Annotated in this window: 11 protein-coding genes; 8 read left to right on the top strand and 3 right to left on the bottom strand. The window is 39.8% G+C overall.

The genetic code is table 11. From position 1 onward, the window contains the following. Positions 1-67: 67 nt before the first annotated feature. The 3 genes from I588_RS26450 to I588_RS12380 all read right to left on the bottom strand — a co-directional run bounded on the left by I588_RS26450 (position 68) and on the right by I588_RS12380 (position 4,865). Positions 68-2,377, bottom strand: coding sequence for a MucBP domain-containing protein (locus I588_RS26450; RefSeq protein WP_016250060.1), 2,310 nt, complete (start codon positions 2,375-2,377; stop codon positions 68-70). A 339-nt stretch (positions 2,378-2,716) separates the two neighbouring features. Next, positions 2,717-3,952 (bottom strand): glycosyltransferase family 2 protein, encoded by a 1,236-nt coding sequence (locus tag I588_RS12385; protein WP_010756210.1) that lies wholly within the window; start codon positions 3,950-3,952, stop codon positions 2,717-2,719. Further along, entirely contained in the window at positions 3,945-4,865 is a 921-nt protein-coding gene (locus I588_RS12380) for an AraC family transcriptional regulator (RefSeq protein ID WP_010756211.1), read from the bottom strand. The genes I588_RS12385 and I588_RS12380 overlap by 8 nt, the downstream gene beginning before the upstream one ends. A gap of 700 nt (positions 4,866-5,565) precedes the next feature. On the opposite strand from I588_RS12380, the gene I588_RS12375 reads away from it, so the two are divergent. The 8 genes from I588_RS12375 to I588_RS12340 all read left to right on the top strand — a co-directional run bounded on the left by I588_RS12375 (position 5,566) and on the right by I588_RS12340 (position 19,229). Then, the gene (locus I588_RS12375; protein WP_010756212.1) at positions 5,566-6,732 is read left to right on the top strand and encodes an ATP-binding protein; all 1,167 of its coding nucleotides are present in this window, start codon (positions 5,566-5,568) and stop codon (positions 6,730-6,732) included. Between the two features lie 6 nt (positions 6,733-6,738). Further along, positions 6,739-7,461: a LytR/AlgR family response regulator transcription factor gene (locus I588_RS12370; protein WP_010756213.1), complete on the top strand. Its 723-nt coding sequence runs from the start codon at positions 6,739-6,741 to the stop codon at positions 7,459-7,461. A 500-nt stretch (positions 7,462-7,961) separates the two neighbouring features. Beyond that, positions 7,962-9,257, top strand: coding sequence for a sensor histidine kinase (locus tag I588_RS12365; RefSeq protein WP_245569576.1), 1,296 nt, complete (start codon positions 7,962-7,964; stop codon positions 9,255-9,257). Next, the gene (locus tag I588_RS12360) at positions 9,235-9,951 is read left to right on the top strand and encodes a LytR/AlgR family response regulator transcription factor (protein ID WP_010756215.1); all 717 of its coding nucleotides are present in this window, start codon (positions 9,235-9,237) and stop codon (positions 9,949-9,951) included. The genes I588_RS12365 and I588_RS12360 overlap by 23 nt, the downstream gene beginning before the upstream one ends. Before the next feature lie 321 nt (positions 9,952-10,272). Continuing rightward, on the top strand, positions 10,273-12,354 hold the full coding sequence (locus I588_RS12355) for a SpaH/EbpB family LPXTG-anchored major pilin (RefSeq protein ID WP_010756216.1): 2,082 nt from the start codon (positions 10,273-10,275) through the stop codon (positions 12,352-12,354). Positions 12,355-12,437: 83 nt separating this feature from the next. After that, on the top strand, positions 12,438-13,340 hold the full coding sequence (locus I588_RS12350) for a class C sortase (RefSeq protein ID WP_010756217.1): 903 nt from the start codon (positions 12,438-12,440) through the stop codon (positions 13,338-13,340). Next, positions 13,330-14,514, top strand: a complete 1,185-nt coding sequence (locus tag I588_RS12345) for a pilin N-terminal domain-containing protein (protein ID WP_139244045.1) — start codon at positions 13,330-13,332, stop codon at positions 14,512-14,514. The genes I588_RS12350 and I588_RS12345 overlap by 11 nt, the downstream gene beginning before the upstream one ends. Next, the gene (locus I588_RS12340; protein WP_010756219.1) at positions 14,514-19,229 is read left to right on the top strand and encodes a SpaA isopeptide-forming pilin-related protein; all 4,716 of its coding nucleotides are present in this window, start codon (positions 14,514-14,516) and stop codon (positions 19,227-19,229) included. Before I588_RS12345 ends, I588_RS12340 begins: the two co-directional genes overlap by 1 nt. The last annotated feature ends 46 nt before the right edge of the window (positions 19,230-19,275 follow it).

Genomic DNA, 19,275 nt, shown 5'->3' with positions numbered 1-19,275 from the left:
ATAGCTTTTGTTAAAATTAAGCTAAAACAGCCTACTTGAAGAGAAAGTAGGCTGTTTGGTTATTAAGTTACTGCTTCTTTTTCCTTCTATAAATAAATACACCTGCCAAAAGCAGAATCACTAATCCCAACAAAGTGAGAACAGTGGAGTTGTTTTCACCGGTTTTTGGAAGCAGTGTATTTGAATAGGTGGACAGCGCCTCTTTACCCGCAGGAGTGGGGGTAGACTTGTCAGTGATTACTGGTTTTTGCTGCTTAGCATAGACGTAAGTAACTGTAATCGGCTTTTCAGTAAAAAGGCCATCAGCATTTTTGGGAAGCTTGCTTTGATTTAGTTCATAACCATCAATGCTTTTTGCGGTAGTAGTATATTTTTCACCTAACCGTCCACTTTGAGCTTCCTCTGGAAAAAGCGGTGTACCAGTCTCGTCGATATACTGAGTAATTACCGTCCCTTTTTTGGCTGTCACCGGATCGTCTATTTTTTTGTAGACAAAGGTAACTGACTGCTCTTTATCCGAAAAAATTCCTTTGATATTCTCTGGCAGCTTAGACTCATCTAAGGAATAACCATTGATAGCTAATTTGTATTTATCTGAAGAAGCATCATAACTGTCGTCGATAAAACCGCTGATTGTTTGTGGATCGTGAATTTGTTTTCCTTTTTGATCGACATAATGAACAGTGACATCTTTAGCCTTCACTTGGTTTTTAGAGTAGACGAAGGTAACCGACTGCTCTTGGTCAGATAGAGTTCCGTTAATGTTTTCGGGTAGCTTAGACTCGTCTAAGGAATACCCGTCGATGGCTAATTTGTATTTATCTGAAGAAGCATCATAGCTGTCGCCGATAAAGCCGCTGATTGTTTGCGGATCGTGAATTTGTTTTCCTTTTTGATCAACATAATGAACAGTGACATCTTTAGCCTTCACTTGTTTTTTAGAGTAGACGAAGGTAACCGACTGCTCTTGGTCAGATAGAGTTCCGTTAATGTTTTCGGGTAGCTTAGACTCGTCTAAGGAATACCCGTCGATAGCTAATTTGTATTTATCTGAAGAAGCATCGTAGCTGTCGCCGATAAAGCCGCTGATTGTTTGTGGATCGTGAATTTGTTTTCCTTTTTGATCGACATAATGAACAGTGACATCTTTAGCCTTCACTTGGTTTTTAGAGTAGACGAAGGTAACCGACTGCTCTTGGTCAGATAGAGTTCCGTTAATGTTTTCGGGTAGCTTAGACTCGTCTAAGGAATACCCGTCGATGGCTAATTTGTATTTATCTGAAGAAGCATCATAGCTGTCGCCGATAAAGCCGCTGATTGTTTGTGGATCGTGAATTTGTTTTCCTTCCTGATCGACATATTGAACAGTGACATTCTTAGCTGCTACTTTATTTTTTGTATAAAGATAGGTAACAGTTTGCCCATTGGAAGTGAATGTTCCTAAGGCGTTTGCAGGCAGCTTGCTCTCATCTAACGAATACCCGTCAATAGTTAATTTGTATTCATCAGTTGAAGCATCGTAAGGATTTCCAACTAGGCCATAAACTTTTTTTTCGTCATGGATGGGTTGTTGATTTTCATCAAGATAACGTACAGTAACCGGACCTGCGGGTGCTTTTGTCTTTTTACTACTAATCACAGCAGAGTCTTTAATATAAACACCATTATTAGGAATACCGGGTTCGGTCACTCGGGTAAGACCGTACATACCGTCGCTAGGCCATGTGATCGGACCGCCAAGCACATAACCAGTCATATCGTAGGTAGATAGATCTGAATGAAGATAAGGAGTACCAGCGTTATACAAAGTATATTCGTGACCATTTAGGGTAGCAGTCCTTAGTACAGTTATTTGCGGTCTTTTAGTTAAATCTACGCTTCCAAATTGCAGGTAGTAAGAAACACTTGACTCGATAGTGATGTTTTCGTAAGTTCGTACTAACTCTGCGTTGGGGCTATCAAATTTAGCTATTTGTGTGAAGCCGAGATTGGAATAGGTCGTGTACACGTGACCGATCAAAGAATTGTCGAGCATGATATCTTTACTCGTAGTATAGCTGAAGTCAGCTTCCATGGGAGTATAACCGGCACCAGCAAAGGTAAAGGCAATCAGCGGATAGTCTTCTCCAGGTTGTGGATTGGTAATTGCTGTTTTCTTAGGATTATTCAAATAAGCAAATACCTGGACAGTATCAAACTCATATAGAGCTGTATGCCAGCCATTTCTGCGCTGGTTTGATCCAGTGGAAAGCTCAGTATCACCAATATAATAGTATTTCCATCCATCTGCATGTGCTGAGAGGGTGTTTATCAAGGTTGAGGCAAGTAGAAAAATCGTGATAATAAGGTATTTCTTTTTTACAAATATACGCTTCAATTGTATCTTCTCCTTTGAATAATCCTAGCTCTTTCATTTATACGAAATTACCAATGATTCAGTACCTGCATTAATGGTTTCAGCCAAATAGGATGTATTATTTTCGACTATTGGGTAAAGAAAATAATTCAATGAGTATATCATTAAAATAGCCGGAGTTTATTTTAACATCTTTTTTCCGCTAGAGCAACAGGAAGTAACGCAATAAATAATGAAAAAGTAATATCGGTATTAAAATTAACTTTTTGGGATTTGCGAACAAATATAGAAATCTATCCTTGATCACACTAAAGAACTTACATTTTGGTGAATTATCTTTACTAGCGATGAAAAGAGTGCCTAAAAAAGGAGCTGTTGAAGTTGCCTGGGGTTATATATATAGTTAAACCGTCTAATTTTGTGAGAAGTTAAGTAGGCAGAGAGGGGAATAAGATGTGTCGCTGGATGATATAAAACGATGTTTTTTACAACGGAGAGGGCTAAAGAAGCTTTGGTTGAGCGCAGCAATACCAGCCGCAATTTGACTAGCTTAGTGAATGAGAAACAAGCTGGCCAAATGAAAGGACTGTACGGTATTTTGCGCTCGTTTAAGATATTGACGAGGTACTTTAGCGGATAAGGATCAAGCGTAAGGTTAAATTTCTTCCTGCTTATGAAGCAGCAGGAAGAAATGTTCAGCTGCGTTTCAAAATTTTGGCGTGCTTTTTTATTTTCTGTATCTAGAATTAAGCCGCAGGAAAAGCAAAGCAGTGCTGAAAGTAGAAAAAAGATGGCGGTCAAAAAGGTGGGAAAGCGCTCAACCAACCCTGTTTTAAAATAATCCATGATTACTGGTAAGCCAAAACCAGCAGAAAGAACAGCTAATAAAAAAGCGAGAACAGAAAAACAAAGCAAGGGTTTATAATTTTTGAATAGGCTGAAAATGGTGCGGATGACTTTGATTCCATCAGTGACCGTATTTAACTTTGATTCGCTGCCGTCTGGACGATCTCGATAATCAACCGGGACGTTTGAAATGATGAAGTTTTTATCTAAGGCATGGATATTCATTTCTGTTTCGATCTCAAATTCTTTACTTAACACCGGCATGCTTTTTACAAAAAGCGGGCTAAGAGCACGATAGCCGGTTAAAATATCTTTAATATTTCCATTGAAAAAAATATTGATAAGCTTCTTTACGAAAACATTGCCCACATTGTGAAAGGGCCGCTTGTTTTCAGAAAAGTAGGTAGAAGAGAGACGATCACCAATGACCATATCGGCATGCTTGTACAAAATTTCCTCGCACATTTTTTTGGCAAACTGAGCGGGGTAAGTATCGTCCCCGTCCACTAAAAGATAGCAATCCGCCTCGATTTCTCGGAACATTGTCCGGAGTACATTCCCTTTTCCTTGACGAACTTCCTTTTTCACGATGGCGCCAGCTTCTTTAGCAGCAGAAAAGCTGTTGTCTGTAGAGTTATTATCGTAAACATAGATGGCTGCTTCAGGCAGGTTTTCCTGAAAATCGGCGATGACTTTTTTAATTGTGGTTTCTTCATTGTAACAAGGAATTAATACAGCAATTTTATTCAAGGGATGTTTCCTCCTTTTGAGAATGGTGGATGCGGTAGCTGCGCGGCGTTTTATTGAATTGCTCTTTAAATAGTTTTCCGAAATAGCTGGCGCTTTGGAAGCCGCTTTGCTGCGCGATTTTATCTATGGTCCAATGGGTGTTTAAGAGCAGGTTAACGGCAATGGTCATCCGATAGTCATTGACATATTCAATTGGCTTTTTATCGGTGAAGCGCTTGAAAAGGCGAAAGCATTCGGAGCGGCTGAGATCATTGGCTTGGCAAAGACTTTCGATCGTAATTTTAGCCATGTAATTGTTTTGAATGTATTGAATGGTTCGTTTGATTTGCTGCTCATATTTCTCTTCATTGGGCGGCTGTGCGATAAAGCGTTCAGTGGTGAAGCTTTGGAATAATTGTTTCCAAAGTAAGGTCGTCAATGAGAGCTGCTCCAGCTCGTAGCCAACGACGGTAGTGTCTATAGCGGCTAATTTTGTCATCAGGTTACGCAGTCTAGCCGTCTCTTTTTTTTCGCTGTTAAACACACTGCCGACAATATTAGTCGTATTTAAGGGTTGAATGTACTTGTTAAATAGTCGACCTTGGATGCCGCCGGTCAAAATGGTGGGTGAAAAAGCCACTGTCAGAATACTAGCCTGCTCCACCTGATCATTCAAGGAAATGGCATGCAATGTGTTGGCATTAATAAACACACATTCACCAGAATGCAGGCGGGACGTTTGCTTGTTTAGCTGAATGTCCACAGTACCGCTGGTGACTAAAGTAAATTCCATTGCATCGTGCCAATGATATTCTAAAGCGGTCCCATTTTCCTGATCGAATTGATCCTGCCAAACTCCTAATGGAAAAGAATCATCCTGGTAGGTAAATTTCTCTCGTAAAAAAGGATCTAGTTTGAGTCGTTGTTTTTTCATTTTAGCACCTCTTGAAACTATAGTTATATATTTTATGCTACAGAAGGCATTCTTATCGGTAAATTTGAAATTATTTTTATATAAATAGTTTATAGACGAATGAATAGAATGTCAAGCTTCGTCTTGCTAGAGCCTTACGAGAATTCACTTAAGCAGTTAGATACAAATCCAGCGGGATGGTTTATCTAGGGAAGATTGTTCCAACAGATAGCGTATTTTCGATTACCGAGTACAGCCGTGGCCAAGTGAAAATAAGCAGCCTAAAAAGTATCTTGAAGCATCCAGACTGCAGTCGACTAAAAAAGGTGGGCGCTATTTTTCAGTTAATGATGATCGTCATTAAATTACAATTCTAGGATTTTTTTTCGGGTGTTAAGTTAGGATGAAAAATAGATTTTTCTAGTAGCAGCTAAGAGGGAAATAGAGTGAATAATATAACTATTTATAAAGATGTTATTGAAGTTTGCTGATGATTTTGGAAAATAAATTCTATTAAAAGTTTTTTTGTACAATGTAATTTGATATAATTAATTTATTGTGAAGGATAATATAATTGTGATTTTGATCATTCAATCAATTGTCACAGTTTTTTATTTATCTAGGCTTTCTTTTCGATTAGAATGACCTGGGCTTGCTAATAATTTTGGCAGGTTAATTGAACGCCTGAAATTAAGTGAAATGAAGGGAAAAGGAAAAGAGTATGGATAATTTTGTTGCGGCTTTGTTAATTACCGCTAGCCAAGTGATTGCCATAGCTCTCTTTGCCAGGCTCTTTTTATGGCCGAGAAAAAGAGGGATTATTTCTTATGCCGGCTTTCTTCTGTTTAGCTTTGTTTGCAGCTGGCTTTATCTTCAGTCTAATCTGATCCTTCAATCGGCGATAGTTTTTCCAGTGCTTAGTAGCGGGTACTTTTTCTCAGGGGCGATAGAACAGAAGCTTTTTGTTGCCGGCTTGTTTTTACAACTAGGATTTATAGTAAGCGTTCTACCAGGATATGCCGTGGGCTTTTTCCTGCTTTTTTTGCTGGCTATTAGCCTGTGGCGACGAGACAAACCGCGATTACTTCAGCGAATAGGTATCAAGCATTTTCTGCTTTGGGGGCTAACCACCCTCAACCTGATCGGCTTGTTTTTATTGACATTCTCTAGTCATCACCTGGCAGGTGTCGTTAGCATAATTACCGCTGCTTTAGGTGTTGTTTATACGTTTTCTTTCGATCTGGAAAGAAATATCCAACTTAGTGAAGAAAGTAAGCTTGTGGCAAAGCAACTGGAATTTCAGCAGGCAAAGGTCAGGCAAACGAGCAGTTACTTGCAGATAGCAAGAAGAGCTGTTCACAACATGAAACGGCAGTACCGGAAGATCGATGAGGCCTTAGCTAAGGAACAGCTGGAACAGGCAAAAAGTAGTCTGAAAGAAATAAATGCGGAGCTAGATTTTCCGGAATTATTGGAATTTACCGGCAATGATCGGATTGACAGTCTGCTTTATTCATTGCAAATGAACTGTCAGCAGGCCGATATTCAGTTGAAGCAGCAGCTGGTCATTCAAAAAAGAGTTTTGTTGGATGAGGCACTGTTAGCCAGCTTGTTAGGGAATTTATTTGACCACGTGATGACTGTTGCTAAACAAAATAAGGTCAAAAAGCTGTCGTTAACTATGAAGACCAGCGCGCAATTTTTATTGATTGAGGTAAGTTATCCAGAAGAAAAACGGCGAAGCAAGCTGTTGAGCAGAGTTACCAGTGAAATACCGGCGGAAATTGTAGAAATTGTAGAGCAGGTTTCTGGTATTTATGATACAGCATATCCGAAGAGTGAATGCCAAATCAAAGTGATGCTTCCGCTGCAAAGAATAGGTAGGTAAAGAGCTATGATTAGTGTCATGATGTGTGAAGATGAAAAGAATTATCGAGATCAAGTGAAGGAAATGCTGGTCAAAATGGCTTTCGCGTTAGACATTGAGATTAATACAGAAGACTTTGCTTCGGCAGAAGAGCTGCTGAAGGCTTATGCGCAGCGCAAAAAGAGCTATGACCTGATGATATTCGACATTGAAATGCCTGGCTGTGATGGCCTGCAGGCCGGCAGAATTATTCGCGAGCAGCACCAGTATGAAGGACAGCTGGTGTATTTGACTAGTCATGCTGAGTTGATGCAGGACAGCTTTGTAGTGGGGACAAATCAATATTTGGTTAAGCCGATCGACTATTTGGAGTTTGATACGAAGCTGCGGCCCATTTTTAAAAAGATTTTAGAGGATGACCAGCGGCTGACAGTGGAACTAGTCGCAGGCGGCCTGCAGCTGATTCCCATGAGAGAAATTACGTCTATTCAGGCTAAAACGTTAGGTCGAAAGGGCGGTGTGGTTATCCAAACCAAGCGTGAAGAGATTGAAGCCTTTGGAAAAATGGTTGATTTTGAGCAACGTCTGGAGAAACGAAAATTTTTCCGGATTCACAAGCAGACAATCGTCAATTTGGACAAGATTTTGCTGTTTGATGGGGTAGAGGCCCTGACTGTCGATAATCAACGGCACAAGGTTAGCCGGAATAAGAAAAAAGAGCTGAAGGATCGTTTGCTGCACCATTTCTGATGAGGGATGATAGCGGAAAAGATGAAATCCAACAAAAAAATGTTGCGAACCTTCAGCTACCTTTTATTAAACCATCCTTTTTATTTGTCGAAGACCAATAAAAAGGCTATTTTTGCTGGCTGATTTGGTCACTGTCTGACATTAACTTCTTCGCTAATCATACTAGCTAATTAATTAGTTTTAACTGTCTTCGCTATAAATGAATTTAATTTGATGAAAAGTTATCGAAAGAAAATTGATTATTTAGTTTGAATAGAAAAATATAATTTGTTACAATTTAAATATGATGATAAGTATATATCGAAAAATAGTTTAAAAATGAAAAAGGTATAACCAATTAGGCATCATTTTAGAATAGACAAAGAATCATAGAGTTAAAAGAAAGGCTTTTTCCAAGTCGTTCGTCATGGGCAGATTAGCTAGCAAGATGAATGTAGTTTGCTGGTATTTTCTCTTTTGAATAAAAAAAGGAATGGTAGGGGGGGATGTTTGTGTATGAAATGTTCATTATTTCTACTGAGATGCTTTTGGCGAATCTTTTTCTGTGGGATCGTTGTGCGAAAAGAAAATATTCAGTCATAGCTACGGTTGCGTGTTACATCCTTTTTCGCTTGTTGATGGTCGTATTAGGGAGTTTGTTAAAATCTGGGATAGGACCACTTTATACAGATGGACCTTTAGTGATGTTAACTGGCTTTCTGTATATTATTCCGATTTTTTTCTTATATGAAACGCGAATTTTGAAGTTGATCAACATTTTTTTCTTTTTGTGGACGTATACTTTTTCCCTGTACTGTATTAGTTACTTTACGAGTCAATTTTTCTCAGCGGATAATCAAATGCTGATTTTTGCTGCCTTACAGACGCTACTATATGCCCTGACTTTCTATTATTATTACACACATCTTATTCCGAAATATTCCTATATGATCGATCATATTTCTGAAAAGGATGAAGCAGGTTTTACTGCCCTGAGTGCCAGTTGGTTTTTGGTTTTATTCGCAATGTATCTGGTTCAGACTTCACCTGAGCTGTTGATTATCCAGGTGCTGGTGTTTTTTCCGTTTCTGGCGATTGTCGGGATCTCCAGCTGGTTGATTTACAATTTGGTGGTTACTAGGAATCAGATGCTTCAGCTAGAGCTGCGTTATGATCATCAGCTGGCACAATTTCAAGAGCAAAAACGGCATATCGCCGAAATTCGCAAGGTATCCCATGATATTAATAAGTATACTACGGTAATCCAGTACGCCATAAAAGAAAAGAACTATGATTATTTAGCTGAATTTTGTGAATCGGCCTTTGAAACGCTGCGGCCGCAATTGAACTTTCAAGAGACCGGTAATGAAACCTTAGATGCGTTGCTCTACCATTTATCCAATCAATGTCTAGAAAAAAAGATTGAATTAACCATGAAATTGGATCCGTCCATCAATGGATCAATTAAGATAGAACCACTGGATATGACTTCAATTTTAGGAAATTTATTTGAAAATGCAGTGGAGGCCTGTGAATTAGTTGAGGAGGACCTGCGCTGGATTACCTTTGAAATCCAGCAGGAGAATGCAAGGCTGCGGCTAGTCATTAAAAATGCCTGTGTCCAGCTAGAAAAGAATAATCGCCAAGGCCTGAAACGAACGCTGCCTAAGCACATCGGAACGACAATTGTTGAACGAACAGTCAAAAAAATCGGTGGTATGGTAAAGTATCAGCCAAAGGAGAATCAATACGAAGTGATCGTGCTTTTGGCCCATAAAAATTTAGGAGAAAAAAATGATCAATATACTGGTATGTGATGATGAGACGCACAGTACACAACAAACAACCGAATACTTGCAGCAATTGGCTGCGGGACTTTCCCTTGAAATAACGGTTGAAACTGTTTCTTCAGGAGAAGAATTGCTTACAGCCTATCAGCAAAAGAGCAGCTCACTGATTATTTTGGATATAGAAATGGATGGCTTGGATGGCTTAGAAGCTGCTAAAAGCTTAAACGAAGAGCTCTCATATACTGGTCCAATTGTCTTTTTAACAAATCATGAGAGACAGCTTTTGACCAGTCAAGAGCGAGGTCACGGCTATTTACTGGAAAAACCAGTGGATTATCCAGTCTTTGTGCAGTTGCTGGAGCCAATCTTAAAAAGGCTGGCTCAGGACAGACAACGGTTCTATTTTCAAACTGTGGAAGAGGAAGAACATTCTCTGTTGGCCAAAGATATTTTGTTTGTTCAGTCAAAGCGTTTTCTCCGCGAACAGGGAGTCCTTTTGAAAACCCAGGAACAGGAATATGTCTTAGCCGATTCAATAGATCAAATCCAACAACAGCTGGCCGGTGATTCCTTCTATCGCATTAATCAACAGCTGCTGGTGAACCTTGATAAGGTCTTGATGCTGGAGAATCATTATTTGCAGCTGACTGGGGACATCAAGGTAAAGCTCCATCGTAGAGACAAAAAAGCGGTACAGGAACAACTTTTTCAGCTTGTATAGGGCAGGTCAACCTTTCTCACACTTGAAAATAGCTTAATTAATCGTATATTTGCGGAGTAAAAAGTCAATGAAACTATTCATTGGCTTTTTTTTTGTGTCTAGCAAGCTAAGTTAATATCATTTTTTTGATTTCACCCCATCTTTATAAGTATTGATCGCTAAAGGAAAATAAGAATTGACACTTCATATGTCATTTTCGACATCTTAATTGCAAAAACTAAAGTTTTCTTTCTAATGTTTTACAATAAATTAAGAATATGATTTATGTCGCATATCTTGTGCGTATAAATAGAAAAAAACAAAAACAGAGGAGTGAAAAAAATGGTTAAAAGCAAAAAATTTAAACGTCTTTTAACAGGGTTGATGGCGGCGGTAACTCTTGCACCAGCAGCGTTGGCTTTGGGTACCGGCACAGTGTCAGCTGCAAGTGCAGATGATCCAGTAACCATCAATGTACATAAGTATATGTACGAAGATGGAACAGTTAAGTATGATTCAAATACTGGTGAAGTTACCAAAGATGGGGCCTACTTTGAAAATGACGGGACTGTCCAAACACCAAAGGGAACTGGCGCAGCGGATTTAAAACCATTTGATCCAAGTAAAGTGATCAATTTGCCTGGTGGCGGCACAACAACTTTAGGAAATGTAGAATTTTCATTGGTGGACATTACAGGCTACGCAAACGGCAAAACGGATGCAGAAATCTTAAGCGAATTGAAAACCAGCAACAAATATGATCCAACCTTGTATGCAGATTTTATTACTGACCATGGTACAGGAGCTGCTGTAACAAAAGAAATTACGACAGCTGGAACCCCCGCTTCATTTCCGAATGTAGCTACTGGAGGAGCAACAGGTAAAACCTACATTATTTTGGAAACAGCAGCAGGACCATATGTTACCCAACGTACAGTTCCGATGATTGTACATTTACCATTCACCAATTCCACAGGGACAGATTATTTGACTGATATTCACCTGTACGGAAAGAACCAAATCACTGAAGGCGGATTAGACTTTACCAAGTATTCAGAGAATTTGAATGCGGGTTCCGAGTTATCCAATGCTGTCTTTAATCTATACAAAGGCACGGCTGGTAGTGGTCAAGCATTCTTAAATGATGGTACATGGGGAGCACCAACAGCTTTGAATCCAGCTAAACAATTCAAGACAGGTGCAGATGGCAAATTGACTCCTTCAATCACTGGATTAGAAGTTGGCGACTATTACTTAGTCGAAATTGGTTTTGAAATTGATGATCCAGCTAATCCAGGAACCCCGATTATTTCAGACAAAGATGCCAATGGTAATTTGTTAAGTCCAAACGCATTAAATAATGCGGATAACAAATTGGGCTTCACTATTGCAGCTGGCGATATTGGCAGCAAAGAAATCAAGTTCGTCAACTTCATTAAACCAGATGTAGAAAAAGACGTTGAAAATGGTGCACCATCTGGAAACGACAACTTCAATGTTGGTGATGACATTGAATACAAATCTACAATTACTGTTCCAACAGATATTAATGGCGGAACTATCTTACCAGATGGAACTAAGAGCAAACCGTACACTAAATTTGACTTCCAGGATACAGCAGTTACAGGTTTGACTTCTAAGGTTGCGGCTTTGTCAGATTTGAGTTTCTTTGAATCAAACGGCACAACACCAATTACTTTTGTAGATCCTACAGACCTGAAATTTACAGCGTCTGGCAACACCTTCAAATTGGAATTTGTTCCTGGTGGAAAAATCAAAGATTACGCTGGTAAAAAAATCATTGTTAAATACAAAATGACCATTAATAACACTGCAGTGATCGATACAGGCCTGGAAAATGAGGTCGATCTGGATTATAGCAATGGACCAGTGACTGATCAAGAAACTGACAAAGAAGAAGTTTACACAGGTGGATACAAATGGCAAAAATACGGTGAAGAAACAGCGGACAAAGACGGATTAGACGGTGCAGAATTTATCGTGATGAATAACAACACAGGTGATACTAACAAAGGTAAATACCTACAATCTGATCCGATGGTCAGCGGAGTTGTTCAATGGGGTGCAGAAGCTACTGCCTACAAATTTACTTCGAAAACTGTTGGTGGCGTAAAAGGTGTAATTGCAGTCGGCGGTCTGGAATACGGACATTACCAATTAAAGGAAACGAAAGCACCAAATCCTTATCAATTGCTAGTTACGCCAATTGACTTTGAAGTAACCAGCGACAGCTGGACAAACAGTATCATTAGTGGTATTTATCAGCATAAAATCGAAAACAAGAAGAAACCTGATCTACCAATCACTGGTGGCATGGGTACACTAATCTTTACGGTTCTAGGTTTAACCGTAATGGGTGCAGCAGTTCTTTACACAGTGAAAAATCGTCGTAAAGCTGCATAGTCTTTCTGCTGAATGAGAAGCCTAGGCTTCTCATTCAGTCTTACATAGGAAATCGTGATACACGTCTTTGGGAGGGAGGGCTCATGACCAAAAAAATCAGCAAAAAATCAACATTTCAGAACGCTGTGGGAATCATTTTATTCCTGCTGGGCTTGGGTCTGTTTTTATATCCCACCATCAGTAATTATATAATGGTTCGCTCACAGACGATGGTCGTGGAACATTACGAACAAAAAATAGAGGAAATACCCAAGAAGAAAAAAGACGAGCTGAAGGAAAAAATCGAAAACTACAACAAAAAGCAAAGCAGTATAGGGACGCCAGTTCAGGAAACAAAAGGAAATGTCCAGGATGAAGATGGCAATGCCGTGTTTGATGTAATGCAGGCAATGCTGGGAGAAGAGGTTGCTACCTTGACGATCCCCAAAATCCATATCACTATTCCGGTTTATCAAGGTACTAGTGAGGAAGTCCTGCAAAAAGGTACTGGATTACTAGAAGGCAGTGCTATCCCCATTGGCGGGGTGGGAACTCATGCAGTTATCACTGGGCATAGTGGTCTGCCATCTGCCAAAATTTTTACCGATCTGCCTAAGCTGAAAATCGGGGATTTATTTTATATTCAATCCTTGGATGAAAAATTGGCGTACAAGGTCGATCAATTATTAACTGTGACGCCAGAGGAAACCGAGGCTTTGCGGGCAGAAGCGGACAAGGATTATGCCACATTGATTACGTGTGTCCCTATTTCGGTGAATTCTCACCGTTTGTTTGTTCGAGGCCATCGGATTGCCTATAAGGAGAAGGAAAAAGAAAAAGTTGACCAAAAGGCGCAGCGAAGCTTCAAGTGGGATCGGGTGAAGGAGTATCTCGTTTTTGCCTCAATCGTGCTGGTAATGATTTTAATAATGGTGTATTTACGCTATCGCAGAAGGAAGCAAAAACAAGTTGGAGGTGAACAGGTTGGAAGGAAAAATGAAAAGTAGTTGGTTAGGGTTGTTTTCATTGCTGCTGTGTCTGGTGGGTGTGATATTTTCCAGTACCGCTGAAGCAGCCGAGGAGACAACCAAGGTAATGATTCACAGGATTGTCTTTTCTGGGGAGCAGAATGCAGACAGCGCCTTTAACAATAATGGGCAAGCAATCAAAGAAGAAGAGTTGCTAGGGGGACGTCCGTTAGAGGGCGCGACCTTCAGTGTTTACGATGTCAGCAGCCGTTTTTATGAATTAACGGATACCGGGCTGGAGAAACAGGAAGCTCAAAAAAAGATCAGTGAAGAAGCAGATCAGGCGGCAGAAAAGAATGAACTAAGTAACTATACTAAGGTTGCAGAAAACCAAACCGGCAAAGATGGGATTGTTACGTTTGAATTGGCGAATTACCATTCTGGATCCTTGGGGAAGGTCTATCTATTTATGGAAACCAGTGTGCCGGAACAGGTTGCTTATAAGGCCAGCAATATTGTCGTGGGCTTACCTTATGCTGCAATCGGCAGCGATAATATCCTGCATCTGTATCCTAAGAATCAGCAGCAGTTTCGTCGACCGTTTTTCTATAAATATGGACGGCAAAGTACCGATCCAGCGGAGGACCAAAAACTAGCAGGCGCGGAATTTAGAGTGTATAAGGAGTTAGCAGGAAAAACTTACTACTTACACAAGGATAAATACAATAATAACAATGCTTGGGTTGAGGATGAAACGGATGAAGGGATCCTGCAGGTTGTTTCTGATCAAAATGGCTTAGTAGAGTTAGCAGAGTATATTTTACCGGCAGGAACCTACTTCTTTGAGGAAACCAAGGCCCCTGAAGGCTACGAAATTACCGCGGATTCAAGAAAGGTAAAGATCGAAATTCCAGCCAGCTTTAGTGAACCGATTCGTGTAACGGTGGGCAGCATCAGTAGTTCTATGAACGAATCCAAGGTGATCAACCTCAAGAAAACTGACGTACCGCCAGCTGAGCCGAATGAACCGGACGGACCAACTACAGGTCGCTTACCTTCGACGGCAGGAACTAGCTCTGTTAGCAAGGCAGCAAGGAATCTGCCGCAAACCGGAATGCAGCAAGCAGGTAGTTTGATTCTATTAGGAGTAATTCTAGTCATACTAGCTGTAAGCATCATAAGGAAACGAAATCATACTGAGGAGGGGCAATGATGAAAAAACTATTTTCAATCTTAGGATCAATCATCTTTTTAGCAATTCTGCTTCTGCCCCTTTTTCACCCAATCTTAACGGCAGTAGCTGAGGAAAGTCAGCCTAAGCTTTTGACCGTCAGCCACAATGGAAAGAAAGTTACGGCAGACCAGGAGATTGAAGCTGGCGATAATGATACCATTCAAATCAAAGCAACTGGAGATTTTACCTTAAAAATTCCTAAAAGCGAAGGCTATGAGATTGGACTGCTGCCAGAAGAAGAGCAGCAGGAAATAAAGAGTAAATCCAAAGAGACAGAGAATCTTTCGTTTGCAGTAACGGCCGCTGAAGAGGGCTATGAGATCCAGCTAGAAAAAGATATGACCGTTTACTTCAAGCTCAATCTGTTAGCAGAATCAGCTACGCTGAGAGGTACGGCCAGCTTTAAAGAGGTGAATCTGCCAGAAACACAGATAAATCTGATTCATTTGGTGAAGCCAGCTGCAACTATCGAATCAAGTGCCCCTCAGCCAGAAGAGACGACTTCAAGTGCAGAAGAGAATCAAGAAGCAAATGAGAAGCTTCAGGAATCACAAGAGTCCTCCTCAGCAGCGGAAGTCACAACGGAATCAAGTGAAGAAATTAAAGAGGTTGTCTTCTACAAAGACGATAAAAAACTGGATGATAAAACAAAGTTAACAGTAGAAGAAGGCGAAGCTTTTAATCCTTCAGAGAATGTCACCGCTAAAAGTGTAGATGGAGCAACAGAGTATCCAGTTAAGGCGGTGGTAAAAAAAGAAGGCAAAAAAATCAGTTTATCGGATGGCAGTTTTATTCCCAAGCTAGAAACAAACTACCATGTTGAGTATCAGGCAGTTGAAAAGAAAACCAACGAAACGATTGCCACGCAAAGTATCGGATTGTTAGTAAGCAACGGAAGTTTGGATGTCTCTTTAGAGTGGGTGACAAACGATGCTGCTCAGCAAACACATTTAACCCACATTGTATCGCAAACAAATGGGTTACGATTACTCACATATAAATTAAATATTGTTACAGAAACAAAAAATTATAAAAAAGGCGAAATAAAGATTACTTTGCCGGCAAACAGTATGAACTTTTCCAATTCAACTGGTTTAAACAAGTTTAGGCAATGGAGTCAAACTAATATTAGTTTGGCACCTATAGGGCAATCAACTGATATCTTTGCGTATGAAAAGGCACCCGATGGCTCTTTAATCATTACGAATCAAAAGGATATCAACGAAACGATTCATCAAAGCTTTGAATTATCTATGCTTTTTTCTGCTAACGAGGATGGATCAAATCAAGGTTATGTAAGGGCGCGTCAAATTTATCATGGAACGAATGCTAGCATGGCGTTTAATGTAGAGGATAGTAGTCAAACGGAGCCAGCCAAAAAGAATTTCAAAACAAATTCAATCAAGCTGACCTTAAATACTAGTTATGCTCAACCCACTATGAATAAGTTCTCCACTCCATTTAATCCGTATGAATGGAAAGCTGAGGATATTGGGCATAACCGTCCTGATAACTTCTATAACTATCGATGGATTAAGTTTGACATTACCCACATGGGCGGTACTGTAAATGGGAAAAATCTCGTCATGAATTTTACGGATCAATTTGCCTTTGAAAGAGGCTCAACAAAAAGAAATTTGACAAAAGCAGAAGTGGATAGCTTAAAAATATTTCCTTATTATGCTGTTAACAATAATAGGCAATATTTTGTGACGGAGGGAAATGCTGGTTTAGATAGTCGGACAACTAGTAGCAGTGGACAAATTAAGTGGACGTCTAAAACAAATCGTAATCACACTGATTTCATTGGTACAAATACTCAATATGGGGAAGGAAGTAATGATCAGCATCACTTTTACTTCGTTGTAGGATTTCCCAAAAATAAATTTGAAACGACCGATAAAATTCACAATACAATTACCTCGGAATATCGCGACGGAGATACTAATACTTGGTATAGTACAGACACAAAAACAACGGTTGCTACCCTTTCAGAGTACAGTTTTGAATATCCACCAGGAGATCTAACTAGTTCTAGAAAAATCTTTGCGCACAGAAGTTACGATACTTGGGATCCAACGTATTCAATTTACGGATCAACCAGCGGATCCACCAGTTTGAAAAAGGAACTAGTTATTCCGGTACTTAAAGCAGGAAATGATGTAACGATCCATACGGCCAAGGCGACCTACAGCGCCAATCAGAGCAAAGCTGGTGGAATCTTCTCATTTGAATTAACAGACGATCATGCCAAATGGAAAACAGGCGGAACGAGTCCTGTAGATATGAAGGCGGAGGATTTCTACTTTAGTCAGATGCGGATTCAAACTCAAACGCTCTTACCAAATGCAGCGAAAAACTGGACACAACAAGATGGCGTAAAGCTTCCTTATTTAAAAATTATGTATCAAGATGATGACAGTGGAAATTGGAAGGAGCATAGCCAATTAATTGCTCCCAAAGTTTATCCGAATGCAGGGACTAACCCTGATGGAACAAAATACGATAAATATGGTTGGGGAGCAGCACGGTCAGGAGAAACAAATTCAGGTGTGTATGGTGTGTTTGATTTAGTGAAGGATTATGGAATAAAACCTTATCGTTTAAGGATGGTAACAGTAGATAAAGCTGGAAATAAAACTAAAAGTGATGGCGCTGTTGGGCAAGTCACCGTTAATGTTCAATATGATATGACTATTCGTGGGATTGATACGACCGATAACAAGGTCACGCAGCTGGAAAGCTGGAACAATAACAATCAATTAGACAGCTTGACTATTCATAATTTTACAGGTTGGAAGGTCGAGGGGTATTACTCAAGTACAGGCAAATATACTCACTATAATCCTGATCACAATACAGCAAATGATCGCTTTACGCAGGATGTAAAGGAATACGGTGACTATCTCGAAAGAAGAGAGGCCAATCATACGATTACCACAGAACCAGAAAAGTCTTTTATGGATAAACAAGTCGTTCATCAATCCAATGATCCCGGAAACAAGTCTAACCTGGTAAATTGGAAAATTAATTGGGCGGAAGGATATGATATTGGTTTAACTGATTTGGATGAAATAAGACAGATGTTTACCAATGGTCAGTTGAAAGTACCTGAACGAAAGATGATACGTTTCACCGATCTTTTACCCGCAGGACACACATATGAAAGTGCCAGCGTATACTATCGAGGAAAATGGTTAGTCGAAGATGAGGATTATACGGTCACCCTTACAGAAAATTATGGGAATACTGGACGAACATTAGTTAGATTTCAGATTGATCCAAGCTCTGTCACCAATAAATCAGGGTACTTAAGTGAAAAAGGTATCACTACGAATAGAAAAGGAATTCGCGGAAATACCCTTAGTGTTAATCTAATAACACGAATTGCTTGGGCGGATCGTTTCTTAGCTAATGAGAATGCGACGAGTTCAAATCGAAATTCAGCAACTATTCAATTGTTTAATCAAAACTATACACCCGAGGCGATGTTGGGTGATGCTAAAACAGGAACAGCAGCGAATACAGAGATAAAAAGTGAATTGAATAATAGTAACGCTAGCCATGCGTCTCCTGGAACAATTACTAAAAATAGTTTAAATGCTTATGAGGCAGTGGAAATTACTGGAGAAACTTCTGTAGAGAATGGTTTAAGCAAATTCGTTAAAGCTGATGAAGAGGGTGCAATCTTTGATATCTCAGGTACAGGCAAGTTCAGTCCAACTGGGAACTATTTCTACCGTTTGGATTATCGAACAGAGGCCTCTGTTGAAGAGAATTATGTTAAAAACGTTGTTCTTTTTGATCAGCTAGAACAAGTAAATACTAACCAACAAGGTTACTCTCAGGGATGGAAGGGGATCTTGGTGGATGTGGACACCAGCTATGCGAGAAGCAAAGGAATTGATGCTAAAATATACGTCAATAATAATTTGATTACGCCATTTAAACCAGGCGGTGGTTCGCTAAATTCAGCAAGCGGTTGGAAATTGTTCACCAGCTCCATGTCAGAAGCAGATCGAAAGAACATTAAGACTATCGCAGTTGACCTGACAAAAACTACCACTGGTGTTGATAAACAGTTTAAAAATAACGAGTATATCAATATTACGTTTAAAATGAAGATGCCTGAAAATATGCCAAGCTTACCGAAGGCCTACAATGTGCCGTGGCTTTCCTCGACTAGAGTAACCTCAGGTAATGCTGTCAGCGATGTAACTGAAGGAGTCTACACTGACTTCCAATTGTATAGAAACCCTGATCTTACGATTGTAAAACAAGACTTGGAAAATCCATCAACGAAATTAGACGGGGTAAAATTTGAACTCGAATATCCTGATGGAACGAAAAAGGATTACACAACGAACAATTTAGGACAGATCAAAGTAACCGACCTAGAACCAGGAAAATATAAGCTGCGAGAGAAGTCTACGAAGTTTGGCTATGAACTGCTTGCCGGAGTCTATGAGTTTACGGTCAATGATGACCGAACAGTCACTCATCCAAAAGATACGAACCATTGGAAGTATAGCTTTAGTGAGAATACAATTAGTCTAAATGTCTACAACCGCAAGAAATTTATTCTACCGATCACTGGAGGTACTGGTGCAGCGATTAGTCTATTGTTGATTGTAGCGATTGCAGTGATTGCTGGTCTAGGCTGGTATTTAAAAAGATATCGTTTCACCGCTTGATGAAACAGAATAATCGAGTAGAAACGGCGTAAACAAGCTTACGCCG

This window comes from Enterococcus pallens ATCC BAA-351 (assembly GCF_000407485.1).
In the GTDB taxonomy this organism is placed as follows: domain Bacteria; phylum Bacillota; class Bacilli; order Lactobacillales; family Enterococcaceae; genus Enterococcus_A; species Enterococcus_A pallens.
Note: the sequence above shows the minus strand (reverse complement) of the source record. Positions and strands in the feature narration are given on the sequence as shown.